This window comes from Thermohalobaculum sediminis (assembly GCF_023487995.1).
Taxonomy (GTDB): Bacteria; Pseudomonadota; Alphaproteobacteria; order Rhodobacterales; family Rhodobacteraceae; genus Thermohalobaculum; species Thermohalobaculum sediminis.
The window spans coordinates 533,596-550,741 of sequence record NZ_JAMFKN010000002.1 but is presented as its reverse complement, the minus strand read 5'-3'; the positions used below and the strand labels follow the sequence as shown (position 1 = coordinate 550,741).

19 protein-coding genes and 1 tRNA gene are annotated in these 17,146 nt (G+C 68.7%); 13 read left to right on the top strand and 7 right to left on the bottom strand.

Translation table 11 applies throughout. From position 1 onward, the window contains the following. The first annotated feature begins 46 nt into the window (after positions 1–46). Positions 47–1,027 carry a quinone oxidoreductase family protein gene (locus M1105_RS06590; RefSeq protein ID WP_249579546.1) on the top strand — a complete coding sequence of 327 codons (981 nt, stop codon included), beginning with the start codon at positions 47–49 and terminating at the stop codon, positions 1,025–1,027. 41 nt (positions 1,028–1,068) lie between these two features. Here M1105_RS06590 and rho read toward each other — a convergent pair whose 3' ends face one another. The 3 genes from rho to hemE all read right to left on the bottom strand — a co-directional run bounded on the left by rho (position 1,069) and on the right by hemE (position 3,987). Then, positions 1,069–2,334, bottom strand: a complete 1,266-nt coding sequence (gene rho, locus M1105_RS06585; RefSeq protein ID WP_249579545.1) for a transcription termination factor Rho — start codon at positions 2,332–2,334, stop codon at positions 1,069–1,071. A gap of 164 nt (positions 2,335–2,498) precedes the next feature. Beyond that, positions 2,499–2,957 carry a protoporphyrinogen oxidase HemJ gene (hemJ, locus tag M1105_RS06580; RefSeq protein WP_249579544.1) on the bottom strand — a complete coding sequence of 153 codons (459 nt, stop codon included), beginning with the start codon at positions 2,955–2,957 and terminating at the stop codon, positions 2,499–2,501. Between the two features lie 10 nt (positions 2,958–2,967). Beyond that, a complete protein-coding gene (hemE, locus tag M1105_RS06575) occupies positions 2,968–3,987 on the bottom strand; it encodes a uroporphyrinogen decarboxylase (protein WP_249579676.1) in 1,020 nt (339 codons plus the stop codon). Between the two features lie 433 nt (positions 3,988–4,420). Here hemE and M1105_RS06570 point away from each other — a divergent pair, with 433 nt between their 5' ends. The 5 genes from M1105_RS06570 to dnaQ are packed head-to-tail and all read left to right on the top strand — an operon-like array spanning position 4,421 to position 8,006. Beyond that, complete coding sequence (locus M1105_RS06570; RefSeq protein ID WP_249579543.1) at positions 4,421–5,251, top strand: pyruvate, water dikinase regulatory protein; 831 nt, start codon at positions 4,421–4,423, stop codon at positions 5,249–5,251. Next, positions 5,248–5,844 carry a Maf family protein gene (locus M1105_RS06565; RefSeq protein ID WP_249579542.1) on the top strand — a complete coding sequence of 199 codons (597 nt, stop codon included), beginning with the start codon at positions 5,248–5,250 and terminating at the stop codon, positions 5,842–5,844. Before M1105_RS06570 ends, M1105_RS06565 begins: the two co-directional genes overlap by 4 nt. Then, positions 5,841–6,689 (top strand): shikimate dehydrogenase, encoded by an 849-nt coding sequence (locus M1105_RS06560; protein ID WP_249579541.1) that lies wholly within the window; start codon positions 5,841–5,843, stop codon positions 6,687–6,689. Before M1105_RS06565 ends, M1105_RS06560 begins: the two co-directional genes overlap by 4 nt. Next, positions 6,686–7,306, top strand: a complete 621-nt coding sequence (gene coaE / locus M1105_RS06555; RefSeq protein ID WP_249579540.1) for a dephospho-CoA kinase — start codon at positions 6,686–6,688, stop codon at positions 7,304–7,306. The genes M1105_RS06560 and coaE overlap by 4 nt, the downstream gene beginning before the upstream one ends. Continuing rightward, positions 7,299–8,006: a DNA polymerase III subunit epsilon gene (gene dnaQ / locus M1105_RS06550; protein ID WP_249579539.1), complete on the top strand. Its 708-nt coding sequence runs from the start codon at positions 7,299–7,301 to the stop codon at positions 8,004–8,006. Before coaE ends, dnaQ begins: the two co-directional genes overlap by 8 nt. 32 nt (positions 8,007–8,038) lie before the next feature. Here the strand turns inward: dnaQ and secB are convergent, their stop codons facing one another. Both secB and M1105_RS06540 read right to left on the bottom strand, forming a co-directional pair. Beyond that, positions 8,039–8,536, bottom strand: a complete 498-nt coding sequence (gene secB, locus M1105_RS06545; protein ID WP_249579538.1) for a protein-export chaperone SecB — start codon at positions 8,534–8,536, stop codon at positions 8,039–8,041. Between the two features lie 91 nt (positions 8,537–8,627). Next, complete coding sequence (locus tag M1105_RS06540; protein WP_249579537.1) at positions 8,628–9,134, bottom strand: FxsA family protein; 507 nt, start codon at positions 9,132–9,134, stop codon at positions 8,628–8,630. Between the two features lie 191 nt (positions 9,135–9,325). Between M1105_RS06540 and M1105_RS06535 the strand changes: the two genes are divergently transcribed. The 4 genes from M1105_RS06535 to M1105_RS06520 all read left to right on the top strand — a co-directional run bounded on the left by M1105_RS06535 (position 9,326) and on the right by M1105_RS06520 (position 11,831). Further along, on the top strand, positions 9,326–9,976 hold the full coding sequence (locus tag M1105_RS06535; RefSeq protein WP_249579536.1) for a Tim44/TimA family putative adaptor protein: 651 nt from the start codon (positions 9,326–9,328) through the stop codon (positions 9,974–9,976). A gap of 80 nt (positions 9,977–10,056) precedes the next feature. Then, positions 10,057–10,998, top strand: coding sequence for a murein transglycosylase A (gene mltA, locus M1105_RS06530; protein ID WP_249579535.1), 942 nt, complete (start codon positions 10,057–10,059; stop codon positions 10,996–10,998). Beyond that, entirely contained in the window at positions 10,995–11,696 is a 702-nt protein-coding gene (locus M1105_RS20805) for a Smr/MutS family protein (RefSeq protein ID WP_249579534.1), read from the top strand. Before mltA ends, M1105_RS20805 begins: the two co-directional genes overlap by 4 nt. 59 nt (positions 11,697–11,755) lie before the next feature. After that, positions 11,756–11,831, top strand: a tRNA-Lys gene (locus M1105_RS06520). Positions 11,832–11,914: 83 nt separating this feature from the next. Here M1105_RS06520 and M1105_RS06515 read toward each other — a convergent pair. Next, positions 11,915–14,233: a molybdopterin-dependent oxidoreductase gene (locus M1105_RS06515; protein ID WP_249579533.1), complete on the bottom strand. Its 2,319-nt coding sequence runs from the start codon at positions 14,231–14,233 to the stop codon at positions 11,915–11,917. Between the two features lie 270 nt (positions 14,234–14,503). On the opposite strand from M1105_RS06515, the gene M1105_RS06510 reads away from it, so the two are divergent. From M1105_RS06510 to M1105_RS06500, 3 genes are all read left to right on the top strand, one after another. Further along, positions 14,504–14,878, top strand: coding sequence for a phasin family protein (locus M1105_RS06510; protein ID WP_249579532.1), 375 nt, complete (start codon positions 14,504–14,506; stop codon positions 14,876–14,878). Positions 14,879–14,981: 103 nt separating this feature from the next. Further along, entirely contained in the window at positions 14,982–15,389 is a 408-nt protein-coding gene (locus M1105_RS06505; protein WP_249579531.1) for a VOC family protein, read from the top strand. 76 nt (positions 15,390–15,465) lie between these two features. Then, positions 15,466–15,837, top strand: a complete 372-nt coding sequence (locus M1105_RS06500) for an STAS domain-containing protein (RefSeq protein WP_249579530.1) — start codon at positions 15,466–15,468, stop codon at positions 15,835–15,837. Here M1105_RS06500 and hslU read toward each other — a convergent pair. After that, positions 15,825–17,129 carry an ATP-dependent protease ATPase subunit HslU gene (gene hslU, locus M1105_RS06495; protein ID WP_249579529.1) on the bottom strand — a complete coding sequence of 435 codons (1,305 nt, stop codon included), beginning with the start codon at positions 17,127–17,129 and terminating at the stop codon, positions 15,825–15,827. The two genes, M1105_RS06500 and hslU, sit on opposite strands and share 13 nt — an antisense overlap. Between the last annotated feature and the right edge of the window lie 17 nt (positions 17,130–17,146).

Below are 17,146 nucleotides of genomic sequence, written 5' to 3'. Positions count from 1 at the left end.
GAATAGCATCCTCTGGCGCCCGAGAACAGCCAGACGGAGAAAAGAGATGGCAGAGGTCCAGGGGATCCGGATCGCCGCTTTCGGCGGCCCCGAGGAGATGTCCTACACGAGTTGGGAGACGCCCGTTCCCGGCGACGGAGAGATCCTCGTGCGCCACGATGCGATCGGCGTCAACTTCATCGACACCTATCACCGCACCGGGCTCTACGCCATCCCGCTGCCGAGCGGCATCGGGCTTGAGGCCGCCGGCGTGGTCGAGGCGGTCGGCGGCGGCGTGACTCGCGTGCGGCCGGGCGACCGCGTGTCCTATTGCTCGGGGCCGGTGGGCGCGTATGCGCAAGCGCATGTGATCAAGGCCGATCGTTGCGTGAAAGTGCCGGACGGGCTTTCCAGCGACATTATTGCGGCGAGCATGCTTAAGGGCCTGACGGTGCAGTACCTGATCCGCCAGATCCATCGCTGCGGGCCCGAAGACACGGTGCTGTTCCATGCGGGCGCGGGCGGTGTCGGCCAGATCGCGATCCAGTGGCTGAAACACCTTGGCACCACGGTCATCGCAACCGCTGGCGGTGATGAAAAGTGCAATATCGCCAAGGCGTTGGGTGCAGACCACGTGATCGACTACCGCGCCGGCGAGGTCGCGCCGCAAGTCCGCGAGATCACCGGCGGCAAGGGCGTCCGGGTGGTCTATGACGGGGTCGGCAAGGACACCTGGCTCGCCTCGCTCGACTCGCTGCAGATGCGCGGGCTCATGGTGAGCTTCGGCAATGCCTCGGGCCCAGTGCAGGGGGTCGATCTGGGCATCCTCGCAGCCAAGGGCTCGCTGTTCGTCACGCGGCCGACGCTGGTGCATTACACGGCGACCGAACAGGCGCTGCAGGACGCCGCGGACGACTACTTCTCCGTCCTGCAGTCGGGAGTAGTGAAGATTGCACCGCCCACCGTCTATGCCCTCAAGGACGCTGTGCAGGCGCACAAGGACTTGCAGGGGCGCAAGACGACCGGCTCGCTGATCCTGCGGCCCTGAGGGCCGCGGCGTGTCCCCGGGGCAGGCCCCGGGGGCGCGCCTCAGGCGTTCATCGAGTCGAAGAACTCGGCGTTCGTCTTCGTCTGCTTGAGCTTCGAGAGCAGGAACTCGATGGCATCCGTCGTGCCCATCGGGTTCAGGATCCGCCGCAGGACGAACATCTTGGTGAGATCGGTCTTCGAGACCAGCAGATCCTCCTTGCGGGTGCCGGACTTGAGGATGTCCATCGCCGGGTAGACGCGCTTGTCGGCCACCTTGCGGTCCAGCACGATCTCGGAGTTACCGGTGCCCTTGAACTCCTCGAAGATCACCTCATCCATGCGGCTGCCGGTATCGATCAGCGCGGTCGAGATGATGGTGAGCGAGCCGCCTTCCTCGATATTGCGTGCAGCACCGAAAAAGCGCTTCGGGCGTTGCAGGGCATTGGCATCGACGCCGCCCGTCAGGACCTTGCCGGAACTCGGGACCACCGTGTTGTAGGCGCGGCCCAGCCGGGTGATCGAGTCGAGCAGGATCACGACGTCGCGGCCATGCTCGACCAGGCGCTTGGCCTTCTCGATCACCATCTCGGCCACCGCGACGTGGCGGGTTGCCGGCTCGTCGAAGGTCGAGGACACCACCTCGCCCTTGACCGAGCGCTGCATGTCGGTGACTTCCTCGGGCCGCTCGTCGATCAGCAGCACGATCAGGTAGCACTCCGGGTGATTGCGCTCGATCGAATGGGCGATGTTCTGCAGGAGCACCGTCTTGCCGGTCCGCGGCGGAGCCACGATCAGACAGCGCTGGCCCTTGCCGATCGGTGCCACCAGGTCGATGATCCGGGCCGAGCGATCCTTGATGGTGGGATCCTCGATTTCCATCTTGAAACGCTGATCAGGATAGAGCGGCGTCAGGTTGTCGAAATGGACCTTGTGCCGCGCCTGCTCCGGGTCCTCGAAATTGATCGTGTTGACCTTGAGAAGCGCAAAGTAGCGCTCGCCATCCTTGGGCGCGCGGATCGGTCCCTCGACGGTATCGCCGGTGCGCAGCGCAAAGCGTCGGATCTGGTTCGGCCCGATATAGATGTCGTCGGGGCCGGGCAGGTAGTTCGCCTCGGGCGAGCGCAGGAAGCCGAAGCCGTCCTGCAGCACCTCGAGGACGCCTGAGCCGATGATCTCGACGTCGCGCTCGGCCATCTCCTTGAGGATGGCGAACATCATGTCCTGCTTGCGCATGGCCGAGGCGTTCTCGACCTCGAGCTCCTCGGCCAGCGCAAGAAGCTCGGTGGGCGACTTCGCCTTGAGGTCGGATAATCTTTGCTGGCTCATGGGATCTCGTCCGGAAGCGTGGAACGGCGGTCGGGGATGCGAAAGGCAAATTTGCGCCCCGGGGGAGGGTTGGGCGCTCGCCAAGGCGACATGAAACCGCCTGTTGAGGGCCTATATGGGAACTGTTTCGGGCTTGTCAATCGTCGATGCCGCGCGCACGCGCGTCAGAACGGCTTGACGATCACCATCACCACGATACCGACCATCAGCAGGGTCGGCACCTCGTTCATCAGCCGGAAATACCGGCCCGGATGCCCGTTGCGACCCTGCTCGAAGGCGCGCTGCCATCTGACGAGCATGTGGTAGAAGACGGTCATCGCGATCACGAGGACCGCCTTCACATGCGCCCAGATGTCCGAGGACCAGTCGATGATTCCGGGCGTGAAGACCAGCGCAAGGCCGAACATCCAGGACGCGACGCCCGCCGGATTTATGATTAGCTTCAGTAGCTTGCGCTCCATCACGATCAACGTGGCCTCGAGCTCCGAGCCCGGCGACGCCCGTTCGGCGTGGTAGACGAAAAGCCTGGGCAGGTAGAAGAGTCCCGCCATCCACGCGATGACCGAGATCACGTGGAGCGATTTCGTCCAGGGGTAGGCGCTGGCAAGGAAGTCCCAGATCATGATGCCGCCTTCAGCCCCGGATAGCCTCGAGGAGAATGTCGACATTCGCAGGGTCGGCATCCGGCGTGATGCCGTGGCCAAGGTTGAAGATATGCGGATGCCCTGCCATCGCGTCCCGGATCCGCCGCGCCTCGTGGCGCAGGGCGTCGCCGCCCACGACCATCAGCATCGGATCGAGATTTCCCTGCAGTGCCACGCCGCCAAGGGCCTCGCGCGCCCAGCCGAGCGGCACCTGCGCATCGAGCGCCACCGCCTGAACGCCCGACTCCCGCGCGAAGTCCCGATAGAGCGCCCCCGCACCCCTCGGGAACCCGATGACCGGAATGCCGGGATGGCGCGCCGCGAGCTCGGCAACGATCCGCGTGACGGGCCGGATCGCGAACCGCTCGAACATCGGCGGCGTCAGGGCACCCGCCCAGCTGTCGAAGATCTTCACCACCTCGGCGCCAGCGTCGATCTGGCGCGACAGATAATGGATCGTCGCATCGGTCACGCGGTCGATCATGGCGACGAACCCGTTGGGGTCCGAGAACATCCAGCGCCGTGCCGGACCCTGGTCGGGCGTCCCGCGGCCTGCCGCCATGTAGGTGGCAACCGTCCAGGGCGCGCCGGCAAAGCCGATCAGCGTCGTCTCCGCGGGCAGTGAGGCGGACAGCCGGCGCACGGTCTCGTAAACGGGAGCGAGCTTCTCGTCGACCTCGTCGACCGGGCGCAGGCGGCCCGGGTCGCGGTTGCCATCGGGCCAGCGCAGCCGTGGTCCTTCGCCTTCGACGAAGGAAAGTTCGAGCCCCATCGCCTGCGGAACGAGCAGGATGTCGGCGAACAGGATCGCTGCGTCGAAGCCGTATCGACGGATCGGCTGCAAGGTGACTTCCTCGGCCAGCTCCGGCGTGTAGCACAAATCGAGGAACGAACCCGCTTTGGCGCGCGTGGCGCGGTACTCGGGCAGATACCTCCCGGCCTGTCGCATCAGCCATACGGGCGGTGTCGCCAAGGCTTCGCCGCGCAGCACTCTCAGCACGCTTTTCATGGCATCTCCCGGGGAGGTTGGACCGGAGTCTTTATCTTTATGGATGATGTGGTCTGGAGTGCGCTGAGTCATGGGGATTACCGCAATCTGTGAAGCATTCACAGGGTTATCCTCAGATCCGGCAGTTGCAATCGACCATGCTGCCGTTCCGCGCGGCGTTCCGGGGGCTGGCGGGGTTGCGAATTCCCCTTCGCAGTCAGTCTCTTGCAAACCGCGCGCGAAATGTATCGCTGATTGCTCGCCCAAGGGTTGTAGTTGCTTGCGACATCCGGCGAAATTGTCCACATACGTCGTCGCACGCCGCGGGTGGCAATTAACAGGTGGATATCTTTCTCCCTTACCCACAGCTTCCGGACTTGACGCGATCCTGTCACCGGTATCCACGATTCCCACAGCCCGGTCCGCGCGCGCCGGTCCCGCCGCAGGAGAGACGATGCCCCAGTCCGGCAGACCAAGCCTACATCTCGTGTCGGACTCGACCGGCGAGACGCTCTACGCCATGGGCAAGGCCGCACTCGCGCGCTTTGCGGGCACCGATGTCGCGATCCACATGTCGGTGTTCGTGCGCAGCGATGCCGATGTCGAGACGACGCTGCGCCGCATTTCGGCCCATCCCGGCCCCGTGTTCCACACGCTGGTCGATCCTGTCCATCGCGCCCGTGTCGACGAGGCCGCGCGCGCGGCCGGGCAGGAAACGGTGGCCGTGCTCGACCCGGTGGTCGATTGCCTCGCGCGCCATCTCGGGCGCGCGCCCGAGCACAGGCCGGGAATGCAGCACCGCCTGAACGACGCCTATTTCGAGCGGATCGCGGCGCTGGATTTTGCCATCGCCTTCGATGACGGCGCGCTGGGCGAGCGGCTCAAGGCCGCGCATGTAATCCTGACGGGCGTGAGCCGCACCTCGAAGACGCCCACCTGCATCTACCTCGCCTACCGGGGCATCAAGGCCGCGAACATGCCGCTCGTCCCGCGCCGCGAGCCGGACCCGGCCTTCTTCGAGGCGATGGCGGCGGGGATCCCCGTGATCGGCCTTACTGCCAGCCCCGCGCGTCTCGCGCAGGTGCGCAGCCAGCGGCTCGAGGCGCTTGGCGACCGTTCGCATGACTACGCCGACATCGAGCAGATCCGTGCCGAGGTCGCCGACGCCCGGCTTTTCTTCCAGCGGCATGGCATCCCGGTGATCGACGTGACGCGGCGCTCGATCGAGGAGACGGCGGCCGAGATCCAGGCAATCCTCCATGCCGGCGCGGGGAACGTGGAATGAGCGCCATCGTGCTTGCCAGCGCGAGCGAGGCGCGCGCGGCCATGCTGCGTGCGGCCGGGGTCGAGATCGAGACCATGCCCGCGCGGATCGACGAGGAAATGGTCAAGGCAGCAATGCGCGCGGAGGGTGCACCGCCACGCGATGTTGCCGACAAGCTGGCCGAACTCAAGGCGCTCCGCATCTCGGCCCGCTCCCCCGGCCGGCTCGTAATCGGTGCCGACCAGGTCCTGGTCTGCGAGGGGCGTGTGTTCGACAAGCCCTCCGCCCGCGATGCTGCACGCGAGCAGCTTCTCGCGTTGCGCGGCAAGGCGCACCAGCTTCTGTCGGCCGCGGTCGTGGCACGCGACGGTGCGCCCCTGTGGCGTCATGTAGGGCAGGCGCACCTGGTGATGCGACCATTTACGGATGCCTTCCTCGCGGGGTATCTCGACCAGATGGGAGATGCCGTCACCCGGACCGTGGGCGCCTACATGCTGGAGGGTCTGGGGGCGCAGCTCTTCTCGCGGGTGCAGGGCGACCACTTCACGGTGCTTGGCCTGCCGCTGCTCGAACTTCTGGGGTTTCTGCGCGCGCAAGGGATGCTGACCGAATGAGCGATCATGACGAGCGCCCGTTGCTGGCTGGCGTGGCCGGCTGGCCGATCCTGCATTCCCGCTCGCCGGTGCTGTTCGACCACTGGTTTCGCGTGACCGGCATCGCCGGGCGCTATGTGCCGCTGGCCATCCGGCCCGAGCGCTTCGCCGAGGTCTACGGGGTGCTGCCCCATGCCGGGTTCCGCGGCATCAATGTGACGATCCCCCACAAGCTCGAGGCATTGCGCCTCGCCGACGAAGCGACCGAGGCTGCCCGCGCGATCGGGGCCGCGAACATGATCCGCTTCGACCCGGCAGGCCGCATCCTTGCCGACAACACCGATGCCTATGGCTTCATCGAGAACCTGCGGCAGGGCGCGCCCGGCTGGATGCCTGCTTCGGGTCCGGCGCTGGTGCTGGGCGCAGGCGGCGCGGCGCGCGCGATCCTGCATGGCCTTCTGGCCGCGGGTGTGCCGCAGATCCGCCTTGCGAACCGCTCGCAGGACAAAGCCGAGGCCTTGGCGGACGCCTTCGGGCCGCGCGTGACCTGCGTGCCATGGTCTGCACGCAGCGATGCCGTGAACGGTGCCACGCTGATCGTCAATGCCACCAGCCTCGGCATGAGCGGCAAGCCGGCCCTCGACATTTCGCTCGCGGCGGCACCTGCCGGCGCAGTCGTCAACGACATCGTCTATGTGCCGCTCGAGACACCGCTGCTTGCGCAGGCTCGGGCCCGCGGGCTGCGCGCCGTCGATGGGCTGGGGATGCTGCTGCATCAGGCCCGGCCTGCCTTCCGCGCGTGGTTCGGCGTCGATCCCGTCGTCGATGCCGCGCTGCGGCGCGCCTGCCTGCCGGATGCGGCATGATCACGCTTGGGCTCACCGGCTCGATCGGCATGGGCAAGAGCACGACGGCGAAGATGTTCGCCGAGTTCGGGGTGCCGGTGTGGGACGCGGACGCGGCCGTGCACCGGCTCTACGGTCCGGGGGCGGAGGGGACGGCCGCCATCGCGCGGATCGCTCCGGTTGCGGCGGGGCCTGACGGGGTGGATCGCGACGCGCTTCGGGCGGCCGTCCTTCAGGACGCGACCCTCCTGCCGCGGATCGAGGCGGCGATCCATCCGCTCGTGGCGGCCGACCGGCGGGCCTTCCTCGATGCCGCGCGGGCAGGCGGTGCCGGGCTCGTGGTGCTCGACATCCCGCTGCTCTTCGAGACCGGGGCCGATGCCTGGCTCGATCGCGTTGCAGTCGTCTCGGCGCCCGCCGAGGCGCAGCGCGCGCGGGTCCTGTCGCGTCCGGGGATGACCGAGAGCGGCTTCGAGGCGATCCTTGCGCGGCAGGTTCCCGACGCGGAAAAGCGCAAACGCGCCAACTATGTGATCGAGACGGGCGACGGGCTCGACCCGGCGCGGCGCGCGGTGGCCCGCATCGTCGCCGAGCTCAGGGCCGAGGCAGAGAAGGAAGGACGTCCGCGACATGCGTGAGATCGTGCTCGACACGGAAACCACCGGGCTCGAGCCGGCCGACGGTCACAGGATCGTCGAGATCGGCGCAGTCGAGCTGTTAAATCATCTGCCAACCGGCCGCACCTATCACCAGTACATCAATCCCGAGATGCCGATGCCGCCCGACGCCTTCCGCGTCCACGGCCTCGGTGACGAGTTCCTCGCGGACAAGCCGGTCTTCCGCCGGATCGCGGCTGACTTCCTGGGGTTCCTCGGCGATGCGCGGCTGATCATTCACAACGCGGCCTTCGACATCGCGATGATCAACGCCGAATTCCGGCGGCTGGGGATCCCGGAGCTGCCGATGACCCGCGCGCTCGACACGGTGCTGGTCGCGCGCCAGCGCTTTCCCGGCGCGCCGGCAAATCTCGATGCGCTGTGCAAGCGCTTCGGCGTGGACAACTCGGCGCGCACGAAGCATGGCGCGCTGCTTGATTGCGAGCTCCTGGCCGAGGTTTATCTCGAGCTGATGGGCGGACGTCAGACCGGCCTGACGCTCGAGATGCACAAGAAGGCCGAGGCGAGGTCCGCGTCGGTGGCTGGCCGCGGGATACCCGCGGCCGCCCGTCCGCGCCCGCTCGGGCCGCGGCTCACCGACGAGGAGGCCGCGGCGCATGATGCCTTCGTCGCCGGCCTGGGCGACAACGCGCTGTGGAAGCGGCTGGTGGCGGGCGACTGAGCCGCGCCCCATGGTCCCGGGCCGCGTCCGCCTCAGGCGGTCCCCGCCTTCTCGGACTGGAACTGCGCGAGGCGCTGGCGATAGAGCGCGGCAAAATCCACATTGTCGATCATCAGCGGGGGATAGCCGCCGTCGCGGGTGACATCGGCGATCACGCGCCGGGCAAAGGGCAGGATCAGGCGCGGGCATTCGATGAACACCAGCGGATGCACGAAATCCTTGCGTGCGTTCGCGATCGAGAAGATCCCGGCGTAATCGAGCTCGACCAGGAACCGGGTGCGCTCGCCGGTCTTGGCGGTCGCGCTGATCTTCATCGCCGTCTGGTAGCGATCCTCGCCGATCGAGTTGCCCTCGAGGTTGACGTTCACGCTGATCTCGGGCGTGCCGTCCGCCGGCGTTCCCTCGATGGCGCCGACATTCTCGAAGCTCAGGTCGCGAACGAAATGCGCAAGGATCTTGACTTGCGGAAGCTGCTGCGGCTGGGCCTGCGCGCTGGCCTCGCCGCCCTCGTTCTCGTGATCTTCGGCCATTCGAAATCCCTTCCTGTCGAACATGTTCCGGTTTCGTCGCGGCGTAGCAGATCGACCCGGGCCGGGCAATTGCCCCGTGCGGCGCGTGGGCTCAGCCGTCGTCGCCGGGGCGGCGCGTCCAGCCGCTCGGCGGACCCGGATCGGCGCGCGGGGACGGCTCGGCCTCGGTGACATCCTCGTACTCGCCCTCGACGGTCCGGCCGCCGGGATGGGCGCGCGGCGCGTGGCCGCGACGGCCATGCACATGCACCACCGTCATCCGCCGCGCCGCCGCGGCGATCAGCGCCGCGCGGATCGGCGGTACCAGAAGCAGGAATCCGACCGCATCCGTGAAGAAGCCGGGCGTCAGCAGCAGAACTCCGGCGATCAGGATCATTGCTCCGTGGGCCAGGACCGCGCCGGGATCGCGCCCCTCGGAAAGCCGTGACTGCAGCTCGACCAGCGCCCGCAGCCCCTGCCGCCGCAGCAGCAGCGTGCCGGCGGCGGCGGTCAGGATGACGATGGCAATGGTGGGCCAGAGACCGATCAGGCCGCCGATCTCGATGAACAGGCCGATCTCGATCAGGGGCACGATCAGCAGGATGGCGAACAGCCACATCGTCCTCACTCCGCTCCCAGGGTCCCATCAGCTGCCTTGATGCGGCACTGGCGATAGACTTGGACCCGCGCGCCCCCTACATAGGATAGGATAATCCATGCACCAACCGCCCGCGCCGCCGGAACGGGTAGCTTTCGCGTGACAGGGCGAGCAGCAGGAAGACGAGAGGCCGGAAAGCGATGAGTCCCCAGATGATCGAGCTCCTGATCCTGGTCGCGGTCGCGGCCTTCGTGCTGCTGCGTCTGAAATCGGTCATCGGCACCCGGACGGGCTACGAGGCTCCGCCCGAGCACCGCGCCCCGGGCTACGACAACGGGGCGCCCGCGGCCGAGACCCAGCGGGCCGAGCCCCCGGCCGAGGAGATGGCGCTGCGCCATGCCTTGTCGCAGGACGCGCGCGATGCGCTGATGGCGATGCGCGCGGCCGAGCCCGATTTCTCGCTCGACGATTTCCTCGAGGGCGCACGCTCGGCCTACGAGATGGTGCTGATGGCCTTCGAGGAGGGCGACCGCCAGACCCTGCAGAACCTGCTGACGCCCGATGTCTATCGGGCCTTCGAATCGGTCATTGCAACCCGCGAGGCCGAGGGCCTGAAGGTCGAGGCGCGCTTCATCGGGGTGCGCGACATCCGCGTCGAGACCGCGTCTTTCGATCCCGAGACAAGCGAGGCGGACGTGACCCTGCGCTTCGTGGGCGAGATGATCACCGCCGTGCGCGACCCCGAGAACCGCATTGTCGAGGGCGACCCGAACGAGATCCGACGCCAAACCGATGTCTGGACCTTCTCGCGCGTGATGGGCGCGCCGAATCCGAACTGGCTTCTCAGCGCGACCGGCGACTGAGGATGGCGCGGGGACTGCCGCGCCGTGCGGTGCTCGCGGGCATTGGCGCTGCGGCGTTCGTTCCGGCCGGGGGCGTTGTCATGACCGCAGGTGCATCGGGCGTCCCCGGCTTTGCCGATCTCGCCGGCTGGGCCGGGGATGCGCATGATGCGGCACTTGCCGTCTGGCTCCGGGCGAACCCGCGCGAACTTGCGCACCGGCTCGATGCGCCTGCACCGCACGAGGGGGCCGACGTGGCGCGCCGGTGGTGGGAGACCCGTTTCCGCCCGGTGCTGGTCGGGGATCCTGCCCGGTCGCTGCTGACCGCCTATTACGAACCCGTCATCGACGCATCCGAGGCACCCGACGCGCGTTTCCGCGCGCCGCTTCTTGCGCCCCCGCCCGAGCTGGACGCGGGCGGCCCGTTGCCGGACCGCGGCGCCATCATGGGGGGCGCGCTGTCGGGGCGTGGGCTCGAGCTTTACTGGCTCGAGGACGAGGTCGACGTCTTCTTCCTCCAGATCCAGGGGTCCGGGCGCCTGCGGCTGCGCGACGGGCGGCTGGTGCGCGTGGGCTATGCGGGGCGCAACGGCCATGACTATGCCTCGATCGGCCGCATCCTGCTGGCCGAGGGGCATCTGCCGCCGAATGGCGCAAGCGCGGGGCGCATCAAGACGTGGCTGCGCGCGGATCCGGCGCGCGGTGCCACCATGATGGCCCGCAACCCGTCCTACGTGTTCTTCAGGGTGGTCAAGGGCCTCGGCGAGCGCGACGGGCCGATCGGCGCTATGGGCCTGCCCCTGACCGCGCATCGCTCGCTTGCGGTTGACACGGGCTATCATCCCTTCGGCAGCGCCATCTGGGTCGAGGCCGAGCGCCTCGCCCCGCGGCTGATGGTGGCGATGGATCGCGGGACCGCGATCCGCGGCGCCCAGCGCGGCGACATCTTCTTCGGAACGGGGGCGCAGGCCGGGCACAAGGCCGGCAGGGTCTCGGCCCGCGGCCGGCTCGTCCGCCTCGTGCCGGTGGAGAGCGACGCGTGAGCCGCACTTCGGAACGCGGCCGCCGCGGCTCGCGGCGGCTGACGCCCGAGGACCGCGCGGTGTGGGACCTGATCGCGCGGCAGGTGCGCCCGCTGGCGCAAGCCGCGCCGAGCGTGCCCGAGACGGCGGCTGGCAGCGATTCCGGGCGCGCGGCTGTGCCTTCCGCACCCACGGCCACCCCGGCCGCGACCTCGAGCGCCGCCCTCTTCGCCGCTGAGCAAGGCGGCACCCGCGACGACACATCGGTCGCGCGCGCGACGCTGCGCCCGTCCGTACCGACGCGTGCGCGGATCGCCTTCGATCTCCACGATTCCACGCCCACCGCCGTTGGACGGCCCGAGGCGGGGCTCGACCGCCGCACCGCCGAGCGGCTGCGGCGGGGCGAGCGGGCACCCGATGCGCGGCTCGACCTCCACGGCATGACGGCCGAACGTGCGCATCTCGCGCTTGATCGCTTCATCGCGAGCGCAGCGGCGCAAGGGCTGCGTTGCGTTCTGGTGATCACCGGCAAGGGCGGCCGCGGACGGTCGGGCGAAGATGGCTGGTTCGGACGACCGGACCGCGGCGTGCTGCGCCACGACGCGCCCCGCTGGCTGCGCGCAGGCCCCGCGGCGGCCGAGATCGTCGGCATCTACGCCGCGCACCGCCGCCACGGCGGGGAGGGAGCCTTCTACGTCTACCTGAAGAAGCGCCGCTGACGCCGATGCGCCGCCGCTTGACGCCTTGGCGGATTGCGATTAATTAAGCCGCCTCTTTGGGGCGCATAGCTCAGTTGGTAGAGCAGCTGACTCTTAATCAGCGGGTCCAAGGTTCGAGTCCTTGTGCGCCCACCAAATAAATCAAGGGCTTAGGTGGAAACGCCTGAGCCCTTGTTTCTTTCCGGGGTAATCCCTTCGCGACTCGGCCTCGGGGCCGGTCAGTCGCGCTCCGCGATCGGCGGGGGGTCGAAGGCGGTCACCGGCGGCAGCGGGCCATCCCAGCGCTCGACCTCGACCAGGGTCGAATGCGCCGAGGGCCCCTGGCCCAGCCGCGACGTGCCGCGATCGGCCGTGAGCACGTTCGGGTTGCCGTGCTTGCACATGCCGAAGGGCTCGATGGGGTCGTACCACGCGCCGGTCGAGAGCTGTACCACGCCCGGCCGTACCTTGTCCGACACGATCACCCCCGCGAGGCAGGCGCCGCGCTCGTTGTGGATGCGCGCGACATCGCCGTGCTTCAGGCCCCGGGCGGCGGCGTCCTTGGGGTGGATGGTCATCGGCTCGCGTCCCCGGATCTTCGAGGCGAGGCTGACGCCGCCCGGATCGAGCTGGCCGTGCAGACGGGTCTTGGGCTGGTTCGAGATCAGGTGCAGCGGGAAGCGCGCGGCCGCCTCGGCGCCCAGCCACTCGCGCGGCTCGATCCATGCGGGATGGCCGGGGCAGTCGTCATAGCCGAACGACGCCACGCGCTCGGAGAAGATCTCGATCCGGCCCGACGGCGTTCTCAGCGGCGCTCCCTCGGGATCGGCGCGGAAGGCGTCGTAGAGCACGGGCTCGCGACGGTTGGCCGGAAGCTCGACCATCTCGCGCGCTCGCAGCTCGGCGAGCGACGGCAGCTCGAACCCGGCCTCGGCCGCGCGCTGCCGGGCCTGGTTCCAGAGGTGCTCGATCCATTCCTCCTCGGTGCGCCCCTCGGTGAAGGCCTCCTCGACGCCGAAGCGCCGCGCGAGGCCTCGGAAGATCTGGTGGTCCGAGCGCGACTCGCCGACCGGGTCGATCGCCTTGCGCATGGCGACGATCAGCGGCTCCCAATGCGTCATCGCGATGTCCTCGCGCTCGAGCGCGGTGGTCGCGGGCAGCACGATGTCGGCATGGCGCGCCGTCGCGGTCCACCAGATCTCGTTGACGATGACCGTCTCGGGGCGATGGAAGGCGCGCACCAGCCGGTTGAGATCCTGGTGGTGATGGAACGGGTTGCCGCCGGTCCAGTAGACGAGGCGCAGGTCGGGATAGACGCGTTTCTGGCCATTGAAGTCGTAAGCCGCGCCCGGGTGCAGCAGCGCATCGGCGATGCGGGCCACCGGGATCGCCTCGCGCACGGCATTCATGCGCTGCGGCACCGCAGGGAACTGGAAGGGTAGCACCGGGTTGCCGATCCCGTTCTCCGAGCCGTAGCCGATGCCAAAGCCGCCGCCCGGCAGCCCGATCTGCCCCAGCATTGCGGCCAGCGCAACCGCCGCCCAGCCCGGCTGCTCGCCGTGGTCGGCGCGCTGGATCGACCAGGAAATCGTGATCATCGTACGGTTTGCCGCCATGCGACGGGCCAGGTCGCGGATTGTGCCGGCGTCCACATCGGTGATCGCGGCGGCCCAGTCGGCATCCTTGGGCTGGCCGTCGGCCTCGCCGGTCAGATACCCGGCAAACCGCTCGAATCCCGAGGTATATCGGTCGAGGAAGGCCCGATCGGCCAGCCCCTCGGTGATGAGCGTGTGGCCGAGCCCAAGCAGGAGCGCGGTGTCCGAGCCCGGCCGCGGCGCGATCCACTGGGCATGGAGGCCCGAGATCGCATCCGTCCGGATCGGGCTGATGTTGACGAACTCGCAGCCGCGCGCGCGTGCCTTGAGCAGCCACTCGCGCATCGTGTGGCGGCCGACGCCGCCCGAGGTCACCTGCGCGTTCTTGCGGGCAAGGCCCCCCAGCATGACGACCAGCGTCGCGTGCTCGGCGATCACCGGCCACGAGGTCGCGCCGTCGAGAATGTCGCGGAACGGCCCCGTGACATGCGGCATGGTCGCGCTGATCGCGGCGTAGGAATAGGTGTCGATCGCCTGCACATGGCCACTGATCAGGTTGAAGAAGCGGCGAAGCTGGCTCTGCGCGTGGTGGAAACGCCCGGCCGAGGCCCAGCCATAGGAGCCGGCGAAGATCGCATCATTGCCTTGCTCGCGCCGGACGCGCGCGATCTCGGCGGCGGCGAGGTCGAGCGCCTCGTCCCACGGCACCGCCACGAATGGCTCGCGGCCCCGGCCCGTGCGGTCGCCTCGGTGGCCGTGGCGCAGGAAGCCCTTGCGGACCATCGGGCGGCCGACCCGCGTGGGGTGGTCGATGGCCTCGACGATGCCGTGGCCGATCAGCGCGGGGTCCGGGTCACCCGCATAGTCGCGCACGGCCGTGAGGCGGCCGTCGCGGACCTCGGCGTGATAGGTGCCCCAATGGGTCGAGAACGGGGTGATGCGGGGGTCGTCGGCGCCGGCCATCGGGTCTCCTGCCTCCGGGTCGAGGGCTGGCGCCGCAGGCGCCATGGCCCGGTTCCCCTGTTCTAACGAGTCCGCCGGGCGGCGAAAACGGATTTTGCCGCGAAGCGCGCCTTCCGTTGACATGCGTCAATGTGGGACGGTATCGGGAGTGATACGCACTCAACCGTTGGGTGAGTCGCGTGCGGATCGCTGGCTCGCGTGCGTCGGGCATCGTTCGCGGAACATTGCCCAGGGCCTCCGACCAACCCGACTCGCAAAGGATGCTCGATGATGGCGAAGCAGAATGGAGGCCGGCCCGCCGCCGGCGCGGTAGATCTGGGCGAGGTCGCTCGCGTCGGCCAGCGGTCCTTCGCGACCATCGCTCACCTGCATGGCCGAATGATCCGCGACAGCCTGCGCTTCCAGGCCGAGCTCCTGGACTTCGCACGCCGTCGCGTCGGCGCCGACATCGAGGCGCAGGACCGGCTGATGCGCTGCAGCTCGCCCAACGATGCCGCGCAGGTGATGAACGATTTCTACCAGTGCGCGGCGCGCGACTATTCCGAGGAAGCGGCGGGCCTCATGAAGCTCTGCGTCGGCATGGCGGCCGAGGCCGCCGAGGAAACCGTGGCCGAGGCGAACCAGAAGGCGAGGCCTGAGAGCTGAGCGGCGTAGTGCACGATCTTGGCGGCCGGACGGCGCCGGCATAGGCTGCGCCGGGGTCCCGGGCCCGGGGCAGTCCGGGACCAGCCATCGCGATGGAGCCGCCATGAAGATCGACCGCATCGACCATATCGTGCTGACCGTCTCATCGCTCGACGCGACCTGCGAATTCTACCGCCGCGTGCTCGGCATGACGGTCGAGACCTTCCGCCCCGGCGATGGGACCGAGCGGCGGGCGCTCTGCTTCGGCCGCCAGAAGATCAACCTGCACCAGGCCGGGGCCGAGTTCGAGCCGAAGGCGGCGGCACCCGCGCCCGGGACGGGCGATTTCTGCCTGATCGCCGCCGTGCCGCTGGCCGAGGTCGTCGCGCATCTGGCGCGCGAGGGCGTCGAGATCGAGATCGGGCCGGTCCCGCGCACCGGCGCGCTGGGCCCGATCACGTCGGTCTATTTCCGCGACCCGGACGACAATCTGGTCGAGGTCTCGGCCTATTCCGAGGCGCCGGCCGCCTGAGCCTGCGCGTTCAGCGGATCTTCATCCTTCCGGCGCATCCTTGGCGCCCAGGCTGCGGGTCACCGGGTTTCAGGGAATGCAGATCAGCGAGCGGCGGGTGGGCGATCGGCTCGTGATCACCCTCGGGGAGGCACGCCTCGACCATGTGATTGCCGCGGACTTCCGCGATCACGTGCTTTCGCGCGCGGCGGGCGAGGTGACGGGGCTGGTGCTTGACCTCGGGTCGGTGCAGTTCATGGACTCGAGCGGGCTCGGCGCAGTCGTCGGCATCCGAAAGCGCCGTGGTTGGGGTGTCAGGATCGTGCTGGCTGGCCTGCGAAGCCCGGTATTCCGCTTGTTCGAGCTGGCTCGGATGACCGACGTCTTCACCTTTTACACCTCTGCGGATGCCGCGGTCGCCATGTCGGGCCTCGGCGGCTACCGCGCGCCGCGGGGTCAGAGCACGTAGCGGCTCACATCGACCGAGCGGGCGAGGTCGCCAAGCTGCGCCTCGACCATGGCGCCGTCCACCACCACGCTCTCGCCCTTGCGGTCGGGGGCGGTGAAGGAGAGCTCCTCGAACACCCGTTCGAGCACCGTGTGGAGCCTGCGTGCGCCGATGTTCTCGACCTGGGCGTTCACCTCGGCCGCGATCCGCGCGATCGCCGCGACCCCGTCCTCGGCAAAGCTCACTGCCAGCCCCTCGGTCTCCATCAGCGCGGCGTACTGGCGCGTGAGCGAGAAGTCGGTGTCGGTCAGGATCGCGCGGAAATCGGCCTCGGTCAGTGCCTTGAGCTCGACCCGGATCGGCAGGCGGCCTTGCAGCTCGGGCAGCAGGTCCGACGGCTTGGCGATGTGGAAGGCGCCCGAGGCGATGAACAGGATGTGGTCGGTCTTGACCGGCCCGTGCTTGGTGGCGACCGTGGTACCCTCGATCAGCGGAAGCAGGTCGCGCTGCACGCCCTCGCGGCTGACATCGGCGCCGCGCACGTCCTTGCGAGCGGCCACCTTGTCGATCTCGTCGATGAAGACGATGCCATTGCTCTCGACCGCCTCGACCGCCTCGCGGGTGATGGCTTCCTGGTCGATCATCTTGTCGGCTTCCTCGGCGATCAGGATCTCGTAGCTCTGGGCCACGGTCATCTTGCGCCGCCGCGTCCGGCCCGAGAACGCCTTGCCGAACAGGTCGCCCAGGCTGACCATCCCGCCCTGGCCCGGCATCCCGGGCATGTCGAGCATCGGCATCGGGTTCGAGGTGTCGGCCACCTCGATCTCGACCTCGGTGGCGTCGAGCTCGCCCGAGCGCAGCTTGCGCCGGAACGCCTCGCGCGTGGTCTCGGACGCGGTCTTGCCCACCAACGCCTCGATCACCCGGTCCTCGGCCGCCTTGTGGGCGGGGGCCTTGAGCTCCTCGCGCTTCGCGGCGCGGATCATGACGATCGCGGTCTCGACGAGGTCGCGGACGATCTGCTCGACATCGCGGCCGACATAGCCGACCTCGGTGAACTTGGTGGCCTCGACCTTGAGGAAGGGCGCGTTCGCAAGCTTCGCGAGCCGGCGCGAGATCTCGGTCTTGCCGACGCCGGTCGGGCCGATCATCAGGATGTTCTTGGGCGTCACCTCGTCGCGCAGGTCGGCGTCGAGCTGCTTGCGCCGCCAGCGGTTGCGCAGGGCCACGGCAACCGCGCGCTTGGCGTCGCGCTGGCCGATGATGAAGCGGTCGAGCTCGGAGACGATCTCGCGCGGGGTCAGTTCGGTCATGCCGGTCCTCGGTCCTC